This window comes from Nostoc sp. NOS(2021), from assembly GCF_017115025.1.
GTDB lineage: Bacteria > Cyanobacteriota > Cyanobacteriia > Cyanobacteriales > Nostocaceae > Nostoc.
The window spans coordinates 1-15,135 of the sequence record NZ_JABXKM010000116.1 but is presented as its reverse complement, the minus strand read 5'-3'; the positions used below and the strand labels follow the sequence as shown (position 1 = coordinate 15,135).

The following is a 15,135-nucleotide window of genomic DNA, read 5'->3' as shown; positions in this document are numbered from 1 at the left end:
CCATTCCCCACTCCCTGAAGATGACCCGCTTGTTGTCAGACATCGGCAATTAGGACTTGCTAGATATTTAGCTAAGACATAGGCTGAGAACATAGGAAATTTGCAAATATAAATCAGACAGTCTATGTCTAAATTTTTTAACTGTATTACTGACGAACTGCAAGACTTTATTGCTGCCCAACACCTTTTCTTTGTTGGCTCTGCACCCTTAAGTTCTACGGGTCATATTAACCTGTCTCCAAAAGGTCTGGACTGTTTTCGCATCCTCTCTCCCAACCGAGTAGGTTACGTAGACCTTACAGGCAGTGGTAACGAAACATCAGCCCATTTGCAAGAGAATGGGCGGATAACCTTTATGTTTTGTGCCTTTGAAGAACCCGCGTGTATCCTGCGTCTTTACGGTCAAGGAAAGACGATTTTACCGAGTTCTCCAGACTGGAACTCCCTGTACTCTCTGTTTTTGCCGATACCTGGAACTCGTCAAATTATCGTCGCTGACATTGAAAAAGTACAGACTTCCTGTGGTTTTGGCGTTCCACTCTATGAATATCGAGGTCAGCGCCAGACTCTAGTAAACTGGGCTAGTAAAAAAGGTGAAGAGGGAGTTCGAGAATATCAACAGCAGAAAAATCTGGTTAGCATTGACGGTTTAGCGACACCACTGAGTAAATTACCCTAAATTTGACTCATGGATTATTCTATTCGTCCACTCATACAGGAAGATGAGCCTTTTCTTTGGCAAATGCTTTACGACTATTCTGGAAAGTAGTAATCAGCTAGTAGGAGCCGCATGGCTGCGTCTATTGACAGGTGAAAATAAAGGATATGGCTATGTTGATGATCGCACTCCTGAACTAGCAATAGCAATTCTTCCTCAACATAGAAATAAAGGCATAGGAACGCAGTTACTCACACATTTGTTAGCATCTGCCAAAACATCTTATCCATCAATATCACTTAGTACCAGAGCGACAAATCCAGCCGTGGGTTTATATAAACGCTTTGGCTGGGAAGTTGTTGCTGACAGTGAAATAATCAATCGAGTTGGTGGCATCTCTTTCAAGATGAAAATTGATTTTTAAGCTCAAAGTTCGTTGCTTGTAGGGTGCATTATGACGTTAAGTCTAACGCACCGCCTAAGACCTTTTAGGGTTGGTGTCATACCGTTTCACTTTAATAATGATACAAGTACGTTGGTAGGGGCACAGCAATGCTCATTGGTGTAAACTTAAGCCAAAACCCTCTTAAAACCTCGTTTCCAGCCTCTGGCTGGAAATGCACCTCATCGCGGCTCTGCCGCAAGTCTTGAGGCGGCAGCCCGCCCCGTTAGGCATTCCCAGTCGGAGACTGGGAACGAGACAATCTTAAAAGCTTGTTCTAGACTGGCTTTTATCTTAAGTTGATACTAATGAGCAATGTTGTGCCCCTACGAGAAATTTATATGTATCAGGGTTTGTGTGAAATGGTGTCACCACCAATAATTGCTTGGAACAAGTTTCCTAGTAAAGAGAAAAACGCCGAAACTAACACTACCAGCATTAAACTAGCAAGGGCAGCAAAGGGAGAGATGATGAATAAGAGTAAGAGTGCAAGCATCAAAATCGTTAGTAATGTCTTATTCATCTTTTTTCACCTTTAATAGTTGCTCTTTTCAAGCTAATCAATTAGTCATCAACTTGACTAGAGTCAATAGAAGGAATTAGTCTTATTTCTCTGGTTATATCTTGCAACCAAATTGAGTGCCAAAGTTTAATTTCTAAATCAACAATCTGTCAGACAATTTTAGATTTTGGATTTTAGATTTTAGATTGACCCCAGCAATCAAGTCAGAGGCTTGTCATTTTATTTTAGACTTCGGCGTGAGCGCTCAGTCGAACGCTTTTGGATTTTAGATTTGTTTCACGTAGCTTGCTTCTCGCGGAGCGAGTATAAATTCGCTTGCTCGCAACCCTTTTTAAATTTTAGGTTTTAGCGTGAGCGCTACTTATCTACGAGAGGCTGCGCCAACGACAACGTTCAGTACAAGTCAGCGGAACGGTTTTGAATCTTCAATCCAAAATTTAAAATCTAAAATCTAAAGTCTAAAATCTAAAATTCAGTCACCTGCCCTCTGTTAGACTTAACCTGTCCGCGCTTATTTTTGTAGTCAAGGCGCTTTTTTTGAGAACTGCGAGTCGGTTTGGTGGGTTTGCGTTTTCTCGTCACTACAACTGCGCTTTGAATGAGTTCTTGAAGTCGTCTCAACGCTGACTCCCGATTGTTCTCTTGGCTTCGGTGTTCTTGGGCTTTGATTACCACAACTCCTTCTTGGGTGATGCGTCGATCATTCAGCTTTAAAAGCTGTTGTTTATAATAATCTGGTAATGATGAAGCCACAATATCAAAGCGCAAGTGAATCGCGGTGGAAACCTTATTCACATTTTGGCCTCCCGCTCCTTGCGAACGAATCGCGCTAATTTCAAGATCACTCTGTGGGATAATAACTTTGTTGGAAATTTGCAGCATTACTCACAAGGCAAAAGAATAACTTTTCAATTTGGGATAAAAATCCTTTACTCGGTTGGTTCGGGAAAATCTATTACTACGTCTTGGTCTTCATTGTTGTTCAAATTCACCTCTAAAGTCTGTCCTTGTATTGTCACTTTATCACCCGGTACTAGTCGCCGTCCTCGTCGAGTTTCCAGCATACCGTTTACTTGGACATCGCCACCTTGAATCATCAGCTTGGCTTGCCCTCCAGTTGGCACTATACCCATCAACTTTAAAAATTGATTTAACTTAATTGTGTTGTCTCTGATTTTCTTCATAGTAAACAAAACTATATCACCTTAATTGTATCGTAGCGACACATTACTTTTGATTTTGCCACTCTTGGGAAGGAGGTCGTCTTTTTTTCAAAAATAAAATAGGATTCCTATATTATAAGATAACCGCTTAAATGCTCACTCGATGTAGAGTTGAAAATTGGTTCTTATTTTGATTTTCTTAGTTGATAAAAAGTTTAAGTCACGTTATCTAGGACTCTGCGTTTAATAAATAGTTAGCTTACCAGATGTTTGGGGAATCCTAAAGAACAGCGAATGCTGTATTCGGCATCGTGAACTCTGGGTAAAGGTACTATGTTCTCCAAACTGAATTTGCAAATAAAACTTTTTGCTTCTTTTGGGGTGATTACTGCAATCATTCTGATAGTGAGTATAGGTTCGTATAGCAGTATTTCAAAGCTATCAAGCTATATCAACGAGCTGGCTAACAACGATTTACCCAGTATGGATGGCTTGTGGAAAATCAGCGAAGGACAGGTTCAAATTGAGTCGTCGGAACGGCTATTGCTTAACCAGACCTTGACAAAGCAACAGCGGCAGTTGACTTTGGTGCGTATTAACAAAGCCTGGAAACAAATTGATCAGGGATGGGAGCAAGCGTTGAATACGCAGCAAGCGTTGAATACACCGCTCAACAACGCCGCAGAGCAACAGTTATCAGAACAGTTAATTGAAAATTGGAAAGTCTGGAAGCAAGCCCACCAGAAATTTATGAGTTTGGAGCGAAAGTTCTATGAGTTGAATATTTCTCAACCGGAGTTAATGCAAGGAAAACTGGGGCATCAGGGGCAACAGAATTTGCCTCAAGTAAAGCGCGTTGAGTCTGCTTTAGCTATCTACACTCAATTGCAGTCCAATAGACCAACTAGAGAATTACTCTATCAAAAAGCTAATACTTCATTACAAAGTCTGCTTAAAAACAATCAAGATTTTGCGGTTCAAATTCAGGAATCTGGCAATAAGGCAGTAAAGCAAAACCAATTTGTGGCTATGAGCAGCATTCTAGTGGGATTGGGCGCATCACTGACACTGGCATGGCTGCTGAGTCGGGCGATCGCTCAACCGATCCAGGAAGCTCATGATATGCTGGAACATCGAGTTGAAGAACGAACTCAAGAATTGCAACAGGTGCTAGAGACTCTCTTAAAAACTCAATCCCAATTGGTACAGACAGAAAAGATGTCTAGCTTAGGACAGTTGGTGGCGGGAGTTGCTCACGAAATTAATAATCCAGTCAATTTCATTCATGCGAATGTGACTTATCTAGATGAGTATGTAAGTGGTTTACTGGCTTTGATCAAGATATATCAACAGGAGTATCCTCAAACAAGTCAGGGAATTCAGGAAGTGATTGAGGAGATTGACTTGGCATTTTTAGCAGAAGATTTGCCTAAAACGCTTGCTTCTATGAAAGTGGGAACAAAGCGAATTAGGGATATTGTTCAATCGCTCCGCACATTTTCTCGTATGGATGAAGCAGAACTAAAGTCTGTTAACATTCATGATGGGATTGATAGTACGCTGATGATTCTGCAACATCGTCTCAATGACAGACCAGAACACTCAGAAATTCATCTTGTTAAACACTATGGTGATCTGCCGTTAGTGGAATGTTATGCAGGTCAACTCAATCAGGTGTTTATGAATATTCTAGCAAATGCAATTGACGCGCTAGAGGAATACAATTGCGATCGCAGCAAAATCTCAATTTCAACCGATATCAACACTCAAAATCAGGTCAAAATTGTGATTGCAGACAATGGTTCAGGAATGTCTGAATCTGTAAGACAACGTGTCTTTGATCCTTTCTATACGACAAAACCTGTCGGTAAAGGGACGGGACTTGGATTGTCTATCAGCTACCAAATCATCACGGTCAAACACGGCGGAACATTGGAGTGCTATTCAACTTTGGAACAGGGAACACAGTTTGTAATTCAAATTCCAGTCAAGGTAACTTGAGTTTCATCTGTTCAGTAGCAATACCTCCGGTGGGCTACGCCAACGCAAGTAGGGGCACAGCAATGCTGTGCCCCTACGACAAATGTACGTTTGGGCTGATTTTACATTGGCTGTGGTGGAGCGTCACCGATAGCGTAGCGTAAAGCCTTCTCTTCGAGAGGCTTCGCCAACGGCATAGCTTCGCTTAGAGCGACGCAGGAGCGTCACAGCCCATCGTAGACATCGCTATGACAAAAACTGTAATACCAGTTTATTATCTATAATGTTGATCTACAAAATTGCCAGATATGGATTAACAAACTAGTCTGGAAGGTTCTTTTAGTGTGTTCAGGTGACTGGATCTATGATTAAGCTTGGTTTATTGGTACAGTCCCAGAATAACTATTTGGGTATCGGAAAAGTTACAGAAATATCTGATACCGATGCAAACGTTGAGTATTTCTGCTCAATCGGGCAACGTCTCCAAAAAACTTTACCTTTAAATTCGCTCTCTCAAGTCAGGCTTGAACCCCAAGCTCGATGCTATATCAAGTCCCAAACCCAGGATAAATGGATAGTTGGCAGAATTTTTATCTGGGATGAAGATACAGAAATGTATCAAATTGATTTGCCAGATAAGAAAACTGCGATCGCATCTGAAGAAGACATTTACGTTCGTTGCAATTTACCCAACACAGACCCTATCCAAACTCTAGCAATGAAGGGTCACGAAACGCCCTACTTCCACGACAAAAGATTGGCTTTCGTGAAATCCTTGATTCAGCAACGCGCTGTCAGTCGCGGGATGTCGGGACTGATTTCGGCAAATATTAATCTTTATCCTCACCAAGTTGAAGTAGTCAGGCGGGTACTGGAAGACCCAATTCAACGCTACTTGCTAGCAGACGAGGTGGGACTCGGAAAAACCATCGAAGCGGGTGCGATTCTCCGTCAATTCCTCCTTGATGAACCGAAAAAAGGTGCGGTGGTCATAGTGCCGCAATATTTGCTCAAACAATGGCGGACTGAGTTAGAAAACAAGTTTTACATCTCCCATTTTCCCAAACGGGTAGCGGTGCTGGCGGTTGAAGATATCCATAAAATCAACCTGAAAGCGAAGATAGGCTGCTTAATTTTAGATGAAGCCCATCACATCGCAGCAATGGCAACCTCTAAAGATGCAGCAGTGCTACAGCGTTTTGAGACTTGCAAAAATATTGCCCATAAGAGCGATCGCTTACTTTTATTATCTGCCACTCCTGTTCTCAATCATGAGCAGGATTTTCTGGCCATGTTGCATTTGCTCGACCCAACAACCTATAAACTTGATGATTTAGCAGGTTTTCGTGCCAAAGTTGAAAGCCGTCAGCAAATTGGTAAACTTCTGCTTTCTTTTAATGAAGGTGCCAACCCTCTTGTTCTCAAAAGCAACTTGCAGCAACTACGAAACCTCTTTGCTGAGGATAAGTATTTACTGAAGTTGGCAGATGATTTAGAAAATTTACAAACAAATTCTACTGAGCAAGAGCAAATCGTTCAAGCGATTCGCATCCACGTCAGCGATACCTATCGACTACATCGGCGAATGCTTCGCAACCGTCGCGCTGCGGTGGAAGATGTGATATTTGACCGCAATTTTACGCCGAAAGAAGAGTATGATTTAGACGAGCGATCGCTTGATATTCACGAACTGATCAATCAATGGCGTAGTGTCGCTCCTCATGAAAAGCAATATCAGCGGATTTTTCTCTTGTTATTTCTAGCTTCTGGTACTTGGTTAGGTATTTTAGAGCAGGTAATTGCGGCGCGTTTAACTGGTAAATCTGATACTAAACTCATCCAGGAGTTTAAAGAAGATGATGTTCGCATCTTAACTACAACCCCCAAATTCTCAGGGGAAGAAGAGATTCTGCAATCCTTACTAAAAGTTATTCGTCAACCTCAAGAGGATGGAGAACGGACGGAAAATTTGAAAACTGTGCTGCTGAATCAGCTAGGTATCTACTTCAAAATTCCCGCAAACATTCGGAAGAATCAAAACGAATTCATCACGAGAATACAACAGAGAATTCGGAGACCAATTACTGGCGATATTCTCCCCAAATTTATTGTATTTACCAGTTTTGTGCAAACTTGTGCCGAAATTGTCCGGTATTTGTCTAATACCTTTGGTGCAGAGACAGTAGCCAGCCATCAATTTGGAGAATCACCAGACAAGGTTGAGGAAGGCATAAATAGGTTCAAGAATAACCCAAACTGCTTTATTCTAGTATGCGATCGCTCTGGAGAAGAAGGACGTAACCTCCAGTTTGCCGACTGGTTAATTCATTTTGACCTTCCTTGGTCGCCTAATCAATTAGAACAGAGAATTGGCAGACTTGACCGCATTGGCAGCAAAATTGGCATCCAATCTAGTGCCTTGATTGGCCCTTATTTAGAAGATAGCCCTCACAATGCTTGGTATAAAGTATTAAAAGATGGATTTGGTATTTTTCAACAATCAATTGCCAGTCTACAGTTTTATGTCGATGAGAAACTTGCAGAATTAGAAACAGTTTTGTTTCAATCAAGTGCTGCGGGATTGTTAGAGATGGTTGAGCCAATTCAAGAGCAAATTGAAGCGGAAATAGTGAAGATTAGCGAACAAAATACTCTAGATGAAATTGACGCTAACGATGAAATTGCAACCCAGTATTTTCAAGATTTAGATAATTACGATGCTTGCCATCTAGAAATTAAGCGAGCAATTGAAGGCTGGATTTGTGACGCGCTGGGATTCAGGGGACAAAATAACCCAGATTCATCAGAGATGCGACGTTATCAACCGACAACGCGGACATTGGTTCCCATAAATGAGTTAAAAAACCGTTTTGCTGATAGTTATCTAGACCAATTTGGTACTTATAATCGTAGGGTAGCAAACCAAAATGCTGGTGTTAAACTCTTTCGGGTTGGGGAAGGATTTGTAGAAGCACTCTTGAACTATATAAACTGGGATGACCGAGGTGAAGCCTTTGCGATGTGGCGCACTGATACATCTTGGGACGCGAAAGAAGGGAAGGAGTGGTTTGGTTTCCAATGCAATTATGTAGTCGAAGCAAATTTAACAATTGCCAAACAAGTTTTACTAGATAACAAACTAGATAATTCTCAATTCAAAAACTTGCAGCGACGTGTAGATGCTCTATTTCCGCCAATTATAGAAACTATCTATGTTGATGGTCGCAACGAGCCAATACGTGTTGTTGAAGATAGAGCAATCTTAAGTATCCTGCAACGTCCATATAAAGATAAAAACAATAATCAAGGACGAGATTACAATCTGGCAAAAGAGCGCTTAGGAATTATTGACGATTTTGTTGACCCTAGTAAATGGCAAAATTTTTGCTATCAAGTGCGTAACACTTCTTCGGAATTACTCTCCAATCGTCCTGATTTTATTGACTTATGCCAAAGTTCTGCTAAAGTTGCCGAAAATAAATTAGACAATCGAGTAGAACAATTACGCCTACGCCTGAACCAGCAAAGTTGGGATAATGCATTAGCGGAAGAATTGAAGATAGAAACTGCTTTAAATGCAGCCATTCTAGAGGGAATTCGCCAGCCGCTTTTGAGGCTTGATTCTGTCGGTTTCATTATTGTATCTGGGCGATCGCTTGGGCAATTTGAGTGATATTATCTGCGGTTAAATAGCCATAATATTCCCGTTAAACCCGCCTGCAAAGAGGGGTTAGGTAGGTTTTTTATTCTCGTTGTCGTTTCCATGTTCAGCATGGAAACGACAACGAGTTTAACCTTTTCTGTTACCGAGAATGATAATTTCCTCTGCCCTTCGCAATGTGTCAGCGATCGCCAGGGTTTACAATAGATTTGTACTAGTGTGAAGCAGTCGCTTCAGGATGCTTATGCTAATCCAGTTTCGGTTTCATCCTGAGAAAGCCGTTGAAGCCGCAGCGGTACTCTTAAAGCTGCACGGTAAGCCGATGAAGTATTTAGGCTTACTTAAGATGCTTTACATCGCTGACCGTGTTGCATTAAAACGCATGGAACAACCGATTACTGGTGATCATTATGTGTCGATGGATTACGGCCCTGTCCTGAGCGGCGTTTATGACCTAATCAAGGGGAAGCCCGTTGATGATGCCTTACCTCTCTGGTCTAAATTCATTTCTCCTCGTGATGAAAATCATGTTTCCTTGTTGCATGATCCTGGAGACGAAGACCTTTGTGAAGAGGAAGAGGAAATCATTGAGCAGGTTTATCAAGCTTTTGGGCATCTTGACCCTTTTGATGTTGCTAAATGGACTCATGATCTTCCAGAGTGGAAAAACCCTCATGGCTCTGCCATTCCGATTTCGGTAGAGGATATTCTCAAAAATGTGGGCAAGAGTAACGAGGAAATCGAGGAAATTCAGCAAGTAGCTATTCGAGAAGCATATCTAGATGGGGTTTTGAATGGCTAGCATCACCATTAATTTGGGAGATGCATTTTTGCTGGATACGCCTCCCAACAATGAACACCTCTACATCGCAATTGCACAAACTTCTGGAAGCAACTATTTGTTTGTCAATGTCACTACCCGCAGACCTAATTCGGAAACTTCCTGTGTACTCCTACCGGGTTCAGGTACACCAAGCTTTATAGTCCATGAGTCGGTAATAGCTTATCAGTTTGCTCGTGAGATGGATGCTACTCAACTAGCTCTTTTGATTACCAGTGGTAGCCCTATTCCGAAAGGGACTTGTTCGATGACTGTTATTAGACAGATTCAGCAAGGTGGTTTAGTCTCCAAGCGGTTGAAGAAGAGGTATAAAACTGCTCTAAAAGCTTTCTTGGGAATATTACCGTAAGATGTCATAGATCGCAGTCATATATAGAGCAATACAGTTGAGTTAAGCATTTCTTCCTTCTCTTCCTTCTCTTCCTTTGCGTCCTTTGCGTCCTTTGCGGTTCGTTAAAAAATTGACTTTGATAAAGAGTTAAGCCTTAACCCAAGCGTATTGATATATAGAGAGTGCGTAGTGCTGGTAAACGGAAATAAAATTAATTATATTTTTGACTTTACCTGAAAAATAAGTAAGTATTAACACTAGTGATACTGAAACGAAGTGATTATAGTAAAAGTCAAAAATGAAACGTTCAAATCGCCTTGCATGGATAGGAGCGATCGCACTCGCTGCGATCGTTTTACTTAGTTTGTTTGCGGCTCCCAATAATACTAAAATTAACACTGGCTCTACCTATAACCGCGCCTCTGATGGTTATGGTGCTTGGTATGCTTTTATGCAACAACAGGGAATTTCTATCAAGCGCTGGCAAAAGCCTTTTAGTGATATTCAGCCAGAGAACAGCCCAGTTACCGTTCTACAGGTAAGCGGTTATCCAAGGGAGACGATACTGGATAGTCAAGAGCGTGAATGGATAGAAAAAGGGAATACTTTGGTAATTTTGGGTGCGGGGGCGCGGGTTACAGAAGCGGAGTTTAGCACTATGCAGAAATCTCCCCAAGGTGATATCAAAATTGAGACACGTAGACGATATCAGAAAGCTAACTCCAAGCAAATTGATTTAGGCGATCGCTTTGGTGCTGTTGTCTGGAAAGAAAATTACAAAAAGGGAAAGGTGATTTTTTCTACCACTGCTTATTTAGCCGCCAACGCCTACCAAGATTATTTAAGTAATTTCAAGTATTTAGCCAATTTAGTAACTGAAAAAAGTAACACAGTATTTGTCGATGAATACATCCACGGCTATAAGGATGCCGATGTCAGGAAGAAAGAAAGCGAAGGAAATTTATCTAGTTTTTTTGCTAAAACTCCCTTATTTCCAATATTAGTGCAAGTAGCTATCCTGCTATTAGTGCTAATTTGGGCGCAGAATCGCCGCTTTGGCAAGCCAGTAGCTTTATATACATCAGTTGTAGATAACAGCGAGGCATACATCCAAGCTTTAGCGGGAGTGTTGCAGAAAGCTGAAACCGCCGACTTTGTGGTACAGATGGTGGGTAAACAAGAACAACTACAACTCCAAAAAGTCTTGGGATTAGGGCAAGTACTTTTAGAACGTCAAGCCTTGATCAATTTCTGGATAGAAAAAACAGGCGCAAGTGCAGCAGAACTAGATGCAGTTTTAAAGCTACAATCTCGCAAACAACCCATCAGTGAACAAGACCTGTTAAGCTGGTTGGGGAAATGGCGAACAATTAGGGAAATTCATAATTCATAATTCATAATTCATAATTCATTAGGACTAGCCCTTTCAAGGTGAGCAGATGTACTATCACGGTTTTTGCGGCATTTTAGCCATCGGCTGGAATTGAATAAAAAATCTATCCTTTAAACCCCAGATTTTTGGACTGTAAATTAAGCGTAAGCGATCGCCAAAATCCCAGAATCGGCTGAAAAACATGATTTTCTCATAGTACAAAGGTTCACCTTGAAAGGGCTGGTCCTATTCATAATTAATTTTTTGGAATTATGCATAATATTTCTGCGTTGGTTATTTAGGGACTTCTAAATAAAAAAATATCCCAAAGCTGACGCAAAGAATCCTCTCTATTTCTCCTCTCTCTGTGTTCTCTGCGTCTCTGTGGTTCGTTTATTTGGAAATCCCTTATCAATAAAAAAATATGAGTGAAACCCATCCTATCTTAATTCGCCTTGGTCAAGGTCTTAATCAAGTAGTTGTCGGACAATCTAGCCTAATACAACAACTTTTAGTAGCGCTGCTAGCGGGTGGACACGTAATTTTGGAAGGAGTACCGGGAACTGGTAAAACCCTTTTAGTAAAAGTGTTGGCGCAGTTAATTCAAGGGGAGTTTCGCCGGATTCAACTAACACCAGATGTCTTACCTTCAGATATTACTGGTACAAATATTTTTGACTTGAATAGCCGCAATTTCACTTTGAAAAAAGGGCCAATATTTACCGAAGTGCTGCTAGCAGACGAAATCAACCGTACTCCTCCCAAGACACAAGCGGCGCTACTGGAAGCGATGGAAGAGATGCAGGTAACGCTGGATGGTGAAAGTTTACCCTTACCAGATTTATTTTGGGTGATTGCAACCCAAAATCCCCTGGAATTTGAGGGGACTTATCCCTTACCAGAGGCGCAGTTGGACAGATTTTTATTTAAGCTGGTGGTAGATTACCCCGATCAAGCTGCTGAAAAGCAAATGTTGCTTAATCGTCAGGCTGGGTTTGCAGCACGGCGTTCGGATATTAGCCGTTTGAAACCAATAGCAACAGTAGCCGACATTTTGCAAGCACGACAAGCAGTCAAAGAGGTTAAAGTATCAGAAGCGATCGTTGATTATTTGTTAGCGTTGGTGAGAACATCGCGTCAATATCCTGATTTAACTTTGGGTGCATCGCCTCGCGCCGCTGGTGCTTGGTTGCAGACATCTCAAGCCCTAGCGTGGTTAGCTAAAAGAGATTTTGTCACGCCAGATGATGTTAAAGCAGTTGCATCGCCGCTGTTACGTCATCGCCTGATTTTGAAACCAGAAGCGATGCTGGATGGTTTACAAATGGATGCGGTAATTGCGTCGCTAATTAACCAAGTACCAGTTCCCAGGTGAAAAAATTCTTTGTCAGGCTATACAAGTAAAGATTGGTTGTCATCAAAAAACGCACCATAGTAAATCCCTTGCAACCGAACGGTTTTATCGTCTCGCCAGTAGCAGCCTGCTTTCGGTTTACCTCTGAGTCGGACTTTTCCTCCATCTACGCTGATTTCTGAAACTGATTGTTTAGCAAGTGGTAGTTGAAAATCTTGTGACAGCACTAGTTTTTGTTGCGTTGTGTGACCAACTTTTACTCCTGTCAATGCCTCAATCTCAATTTCTGCTTTTTGGTATGATTCGTTAGCTGATAGCCTCAAACAGCACTTTTGAAGCAATGGACAAAACCTTTGTTCTTGGTTTGACACCCAGTCTAATAAGCTGTTTGGCTTTAAGAGTGAGTTCTCCCACCAAACTTTTTATTTTCCTGGTTTTACCTATTTTTGTTCCAGTTTTTTGTTCGATAAAAAAAGGGCTATTTCGGGGCTGACTAGTTCTAATATTTGACTCCGCACTGTTTTTTCTATGCCTTCTATATCTGTCAGCTTACTTTTGTCTGCTTCTTCATACAACAATGTTGCCAATTCTTTTAAGCAGGCTTTGATCTGTTCTTGTTTATCTTGGTTCATTGTGAGTCCTGCACACTGTTTTATCTGTTCTTATATTCTCCCAGAACTTGTATATCTTCCAAAAGTGGATGCTCCCGTCTGTGATAAAGGCAGTTTGCAACTAGCGATCGCACATCTACTACCAGCGCTAAAATATAATGCCGATGCATATATCGCCAATGATAAACAACCAACACAGGTAACTAATTTCAATCTGCCCTTACTCATCCCACCTGCAAGCTAATATCCAGAGTTTTGCTCTCATCACTAAATCTTATTGCCAGAACAAAGAAATCTACAAACTAAATTTACGTATTTCGCAATCATACCCAGAAATATACAGCTATTTTCAGATAAATAGACCACGCCCTACGGGCACAGCAATGCTGTGCCCCTACCATTTGGGTATTTTTAATTGGAAGTCCCTGATGCAGCCCTACACTTTGGGCATTTGGAAAGTAGCCGCAAAAGGAAGTTCAAACTAACTGCATCCACAAGTTATAAAGTATGTGTAGATAAAATAGCGAGTATGTTGAGAAAAAAATCTGTATGACAAGCTACCCAGAAACCCTAACTAGTAACGACTCCATTAATGAGCTAATCGCCGAGACGACAAGCATCAACCATGTGGAGGTAATTGAAAATGTCATCGACTCTTTGGAACAAGACGACAGTGCAATGGTTAGCCACACTCCAGAGGGTGGTTATCTCTGGAAGTTTAAGTACGGAAGTGTGCAAGTATTTGTCCAACTCAACGGGACAAGCGATGAAGATACCATAACGGTTTGGTCTGCGGTGCTAAATTTACCTGCCAAAGATGAACCTAAGTTGATGCGTTATCTGTTGGAGTTGAACTGCTCCAGCACTTTTGAAGCGCGTTTTGGTATTATTGAAAACCGAGTGGTTGTGATATCAACACGCACCTTAGCGGAGTTATCTCCTGGCGAAGTGTCTCGGCTCATTACCATTGTGGCAACGATCGCTGATAATAACGATGAAGTTTTACAATCTGAATTTGGTGCGACTTGACTAATCGCTTCGCTTCAGTTAGGAGTTATGAGTGCTGAGTTATAAGTTGTCAGTTGTATAAACTTTTTAATTCATAACTCCTAACTCCTGTACAGACGCGATTAATCGCGTCTCTAACTCCTAACTCCAAACTCCTAACTCTTGAATTCTAAAGTTTGGCGACTAATTCCTTTGCTAGAGGCGGCTGGCAATGTGCAGATGGCGATTGACCTCTGGTTACTAGAACAGCACCAGTCTGGAAAGCATCCGTCAACTCTGCGCTTTTATACCTGGTCGCCACCTGCCATTTCTCTTGGCTATCATCAACGCCAATACCCTGAATATTGGCAACATTTAACTTGGCAAGGGCAAAAACTGGATTTAGTGCGACGTTCTAGCGGTGGACGGGCGGTGCTACACCAAGGTGATTTAACTTACGCTGTAGTCACATCTGGACTGACGGGTAGTCGCCTCCAGGTGTACGAAAAAATTTGTGAGTTTTTGATTCAAGGCTGGCGATCGCTTGGCGTAGAATTACAGTACGGTACACAAGGGCGAGGCTACATCCATAACCCTAACTGTTTTGGCACCGCTACTAGTGCAGATTTAGTTTTGCCAGATGGTGCCAAACTCATTGGTAGCGCTCAATTGCGACGTGGTGGGGTAATTTTACAACATGGTTCAATCCGTTTGCAACCGGATGCTGAACTATTCTATCAAGTATTTGGTGCAGAATCTTTTACGAATGTACAACTGCCTCAAAACCTGAGTATTGAGACGATTATTGCAGCTTTAATTACCGCAGCTAGCGATTGTTTTGATATGCAGATAGAGGTAAAACCCCTCTCGCAGTCTGAGTGGGAAGCAATTTTGGCAGAGTAGTATCAATTTTAGCTTTGTGATACAGACAGTTAAGTTGGAGTTATAAAAAAGAGGGGTAAAGGGTAAAGAGCAAACGGAAAGGGTTGAATTAGGTCGCCCACTAGGGGCGAAAGCGCGTAGCGGCAGGAAGTACGGTTTTTACCTTTTCCCCTTCCCCCTTGTTTATAAACTATAAAATTCAAAGAGAAAAATGTAGGACTTACGCATTGTATAGCAACGGACAAGAAGGTTAGGACATTAACTGATGATAAAACCTATATACAAACAGACTTTCAACCCAGTCCCCAGTCCCCAGTCCCCTGCTATACT

15 protein-coding genes and 1 pseudogene are annotated in these 15,135 nt (G+C 41.6%); 11 read left to right on the top strand and 5 right to left on the bottom strand.

Going from position 1 to position 15,135, the window contains the following annotated elements:
* The first annotated feature begins 124 nt into the window (after nucleotides 1-124).
* Entirely contained in the window at nucleotides 125-679 is a 555-nt protein-coding gene (locus HWQ41_RS14685) for a pyridoxamine 5'-phosphate oxidase family protein (protein ID WP_292763853.1), read from the top strand.
* 43 nt (nucleotides 680-722) lie between these two features.
* Nucleotides 723-1,082 carry a GNAT family N-acetyltransferase gene (locus tag HWQ41_RS14680; RefSeq protein ID WP_292763851.1) on the top strand — a complete coding sequence of 120 codons (360 nt, stop codon included), beginning with the start codon at nucleotides 723-725 and terminating at the stop codon, nucleotides 1,080-1,082.
* 364 nt (nucleotides 1,083-1,446) lie between these two features.
* Here the strand turns inward: HWQ41_RS14680 and HWQ41_RS14675 are convergent, their stop codons facing one another.
* From HWQ41_RS14675 to HWQ41_RS14665, 3 genes are all read right to left on the bottom strand, one after another.
* On the bottom strand, nucleotides 1,447-1,623 hold the full coding sequence (locus tag HWQ41_RS14675) for a hypothetical protein (protein ID WP_292763849.1): 177 nt from the start codon (nucleotides 1,621-1,623) through the stop codon (nucleotides 1,447-1,449).
* A gap of 465 nt (nucleotides 1,624-2,088) precedes the next feature.
* Entirely contained in the window at nucleotides 2,089-2,505 is a 417-nt protein-coding gene (gene arfB / locus HWQ41_RS14670) for an alternative ribosome rescue aminoacyl-tRNA hydrolase ArfB (RefSeq protein WP_292763847.1), read from the bottom strand.
* 47 nt (nucleotides 2,506-2,552) lie between these two features.
* The gene (locus HWQ41_RS14665) at nucleotides 2,553-2,807 is read right to left on the bottom strand and encodes an RNA-binding S4 domain-containing protein (protein WP_292763844.1); all 255 of its coding nucleotides are present in this window, start codon (nucleotides 2,805-2,807) and stop codon (nucleotides 2,553-2,555) included.
* Nucleotides 2,808-3,119: 312 nt separating this feature from the next.
* Here HWQ41_RS14665 and HWQ41_RS34300 point away from each other — a divergent pair, with 312 nt between their 5' ends.
* The 5 genes from HWQ41_RS34300 (at nucleotide 3,120) to HWQ41_RS14635 (ending at nucleotide 10,992) form a co-directional block, all read left to right on the top strand.
* Nucleotides 3,120-4,787 carry an ATP-binding protein gene (locus HWQ41_RS34300; protein ID WP_366931673.1) on the top strand — a complete coding sequence of 556 codons (1,668 nt, stop codon included), beginning with the start codon at nucleotides 3,120-3,122 and terminating at the stop codon, nucleotides 4,785-4,787.
* Between the two features lie 343 nt (nucleotides 4,788-5,130).
* Nucleotides 5,131-8,439: a protein DpdE gene (gene dpdE, locus HWQ41_RS14650; protein WP_292763841.1), complete on the top strand. Its 3,309-nt coding sequence runs from the start codon at nucleotides 5,131-5,133 to the stop codon at nucleotides 8,437-8,439.
* A 232-nt stretch (nucleotides 8,440-8,671) separates the two neighbouring features.
* Nucleotides 8,672-9,229: a Panacea domain-containing protein gene (locus tag HWQ41_RS14645; RefSeq protein WP_292763838.1), complete on the top strand. Its 558-nt coding sequence runs from the start codon at nucleotides 8,672-8,674 to the stop codon at nucleotides 9,227-9,229.
* The gene (locus tag HWQ41_RS14640) at nucleotides 9,222-9,617 is read left to right on the top strand and encodes a hypothetical protein (protein WP_292763836.1); all 396 of its coding nucleotides are present in this window, start codon (nucleotides 9,222-9,224) and stop codon (nucleotides 9,615-9,617) included. The genes HWQ41_RS14645 and HWQ41_RS14640 overlap by 8 nt, the downstream gene beginning before the upstream one ends.
* A gap of 280 nt (nucleotides 9,618-9,897) precedes the next feature.
* A complete protein-coding gene (locus HWQ41_RS14635; protein ID WP_292763834.1) occupies nucleotides 9,898-10,992 on the top strand; it encodes a DUF4350 domain-containing protein in 1,095 nt (364 codons plus the stop codon).
* A 54-nt stretch (nucleotides 10,993-11,046) separates the two neighbouring features.
* Here the strand turns inward: HWQ41_RS14635 and HWQ41_RS14630 are convergent, their stop codons facing one another.
* Nucleotides 11,047-11,175 carry a hypothetical protein gene (locus HWQ41_RS14630; RefSeq protein ID WP_292760889.1) on the bottom strand — a complete coding sequence of 43 codons (129 nt, stop codon included), beginning with the start codon at nucleotides 11,173-11,175 and terminating at the stop codon, nucleotides 11,047-11,049.
* Between the two features lie 220 nt (nucleotides 11,176-11,395).
* On the opposite strand from HWQ41_RS14630, the gene HWQ41_RS14625 reads away from it, so the two are divergent.
* Nucleotides 11,396-12,346 (top strand): MoxR family ATPase, encoded by a 951-nt coding sequence (locus HWQ41_RS14625; protein WP_292763832.1) that lies wholly within the window; start codon nucleotides 11,396-11,398, stop codon nucleotides 12,344-12,346.
* Between the two features lie 23 nt (nucleotides 12,347-12,369).
* Here the strand turns inward: HWQ41_RS14625 and HWQ41_RS14620 are convergent.
* Nucleotides 12,370-12,957: pseudogene (locus HWQ41_RS14620) on the bottom strand (ISKra4 family transposase); the annotation flags it as partial.
* 1 nt (nucleotide 12,958) lies between these two features.
* On the opposite strand from HWQ41_RS14620, the gene HWQ41_RS14615 reads away from it, so the two are divergent.
* The 3 genes from HWQ41_RS14615 to HWQ41_RS14605 all read left to right on the top strand — a co-directional run bounded on the left by HWQ41_RS14615 (nucleotide 12,959) and on the right by HWQ41_RS14605 (nucleotide 14,826).
* Nucleotides 12,959-13,180 (top strand): hypothetical protein, encoded by a 222-nt coding sequence (locus HWQ41_RS14615; protein ID WP_292763830.1) that lies wholly within the window; start codon nucleotides 12,959-12,961, stop codon nucleotides 13,178-13,180.
* A 305-nt stretch (nucleotides 13,181-13,485) separates the two neighbouring features.
* The gene (locus HWQ41_RS14610; protein WP_292763827.1) at nucleotides 13,486-13,965 is read left to right on the top strand and encodes a YbjN domain-containing protein; all 480 of its coding nucleotides are present in this window, start codon (nucleotides 13,486-13,488) and stop codon (nucleotides 13,963-13,965) included.
* Between the two features lie 198 nt (nucleotides 13,966-14,163).
* Nucleotides 14,164-14,826 carry a biotin/lipoate A/B protein ligase family protein gene (locus HWQ41_RS14605; protein ID WP_292763898.1) on the top strand — a complete coding sequence of 221 codons (663 nt, stop codon included), beginning with the start codon at nucleotides 14,164-14,166 and terminating at the stop codon, nucleotides 14,824-14,826.
* The last annotated feature ends 309 nt before the right edge of the window (nucleotides 14,827-15,135 follow it).

What these genes read in the sequence shown, in the direction of transcription:
- HWQ41_RS14685 (WP_292763853.1), top strand. Translation starts at nt 125, where the DNA reads ATGTCTAAATTTTTTAACTGTATTACTGACGAACTGCAAGACTTTATT.
- HWQ41_RS14680 (WP_292763851.1), top strand. Translation starts at nt 723, where the DNA reads ATGAGCCTTTTCTTTGGCAAATGCTTTACGACTATTCTGGAAAGTAGT.
- HWQ41_RS14675 (WP_292763849.1), bottom strand. Translation starts at nt 1,623, where the DNA reads ATGAATAAGACATTACTAACGATTTTGATGCTTGCACTCTTACTCTTA.
- arfB (WP_292763847.1), bottom strand. Translation starts at nt 2,505, where the DNA reads ATGCTGCAAATTTCCAACAAAGTTATTATCCCACAGAGTGATCTTGAA.
- HWQ41_RS14665 (WP_292763844.1), bottom strand. Translation starts at nt 2,807, where the DNA reads ATGAAGAAAATCAGAGACAACACAATTAAGTTAAATCAATTTTTAAAG.
- HWQ41_RS34300 (WP_366931673.1), top strand. Translation starts at nt 3,120, where the DNA reads ATGTTCTCCAAACTGAATTTGCAAATAAAACTTTTTGCTTCTTTTGGG.
- dpdE (WP_292763841.1), top strand. Translation starts at nt 5,131, where the DNA reads ATGATTAAGCTTGGTTTATTGGTACAGTCCCAGAATAACTATTTGGGT.
- HWQ41_RS14645 (WP_292763838.1), top strand. Translation starts at nt 8,672, where the DNA reads ATGCTAATCCAGTTTCGGTTTCATCCTGAGAAAGCCGTTGAAGCCGCA.
- HWQ41_RS14640 (WP_292763836.1), top strand. Translation starts at nt 9,222, where the DNA reads ATGGCTAGCATCACCATTAATTTGGGAGATGCATTTTTGCTGGATACG.
- HWQ41_RS14635 (WP_292763834.1), top strand. Translation starts at nt 9,898, where the DNA reads ATGAAACGTTCAAATCGCCTTGCATGGATAGGAGCGATCGCACTCGCT.
- HWQ41_RS14630 (WP_292760889.1), bottom strand. Translation starts at nt 11,175, where the DNA reads ATGTTTTTCAGCCGATTCTGGGATTTTGGCGATCGCTTACGCTTAATT.
- HWQ41_RS14625 (WP_292763832.1), top strand. Translation starts at nt 11,396, where the DNA reads ATGAGTGAAACCCATCCTATCTTAATTCGCCTTGGTCAAGGTCTTAAT.
- HWQ41_RS14610 (WP_292763827.1), top strand. Translation starts at nt 13,486, where the DNA reads ATGACAAGCTACCCAGAAACCCTAACTAGTAACGACTCCATTAATGAG.
- HWQ41_RS14605 (WP_292763898.1), top strand. Translation starts at nt 14,164, where the DNA reads ATGGCGATTGACCTCTGGTTACTAGAACAGCACCAGTCTGGAAAGCAT.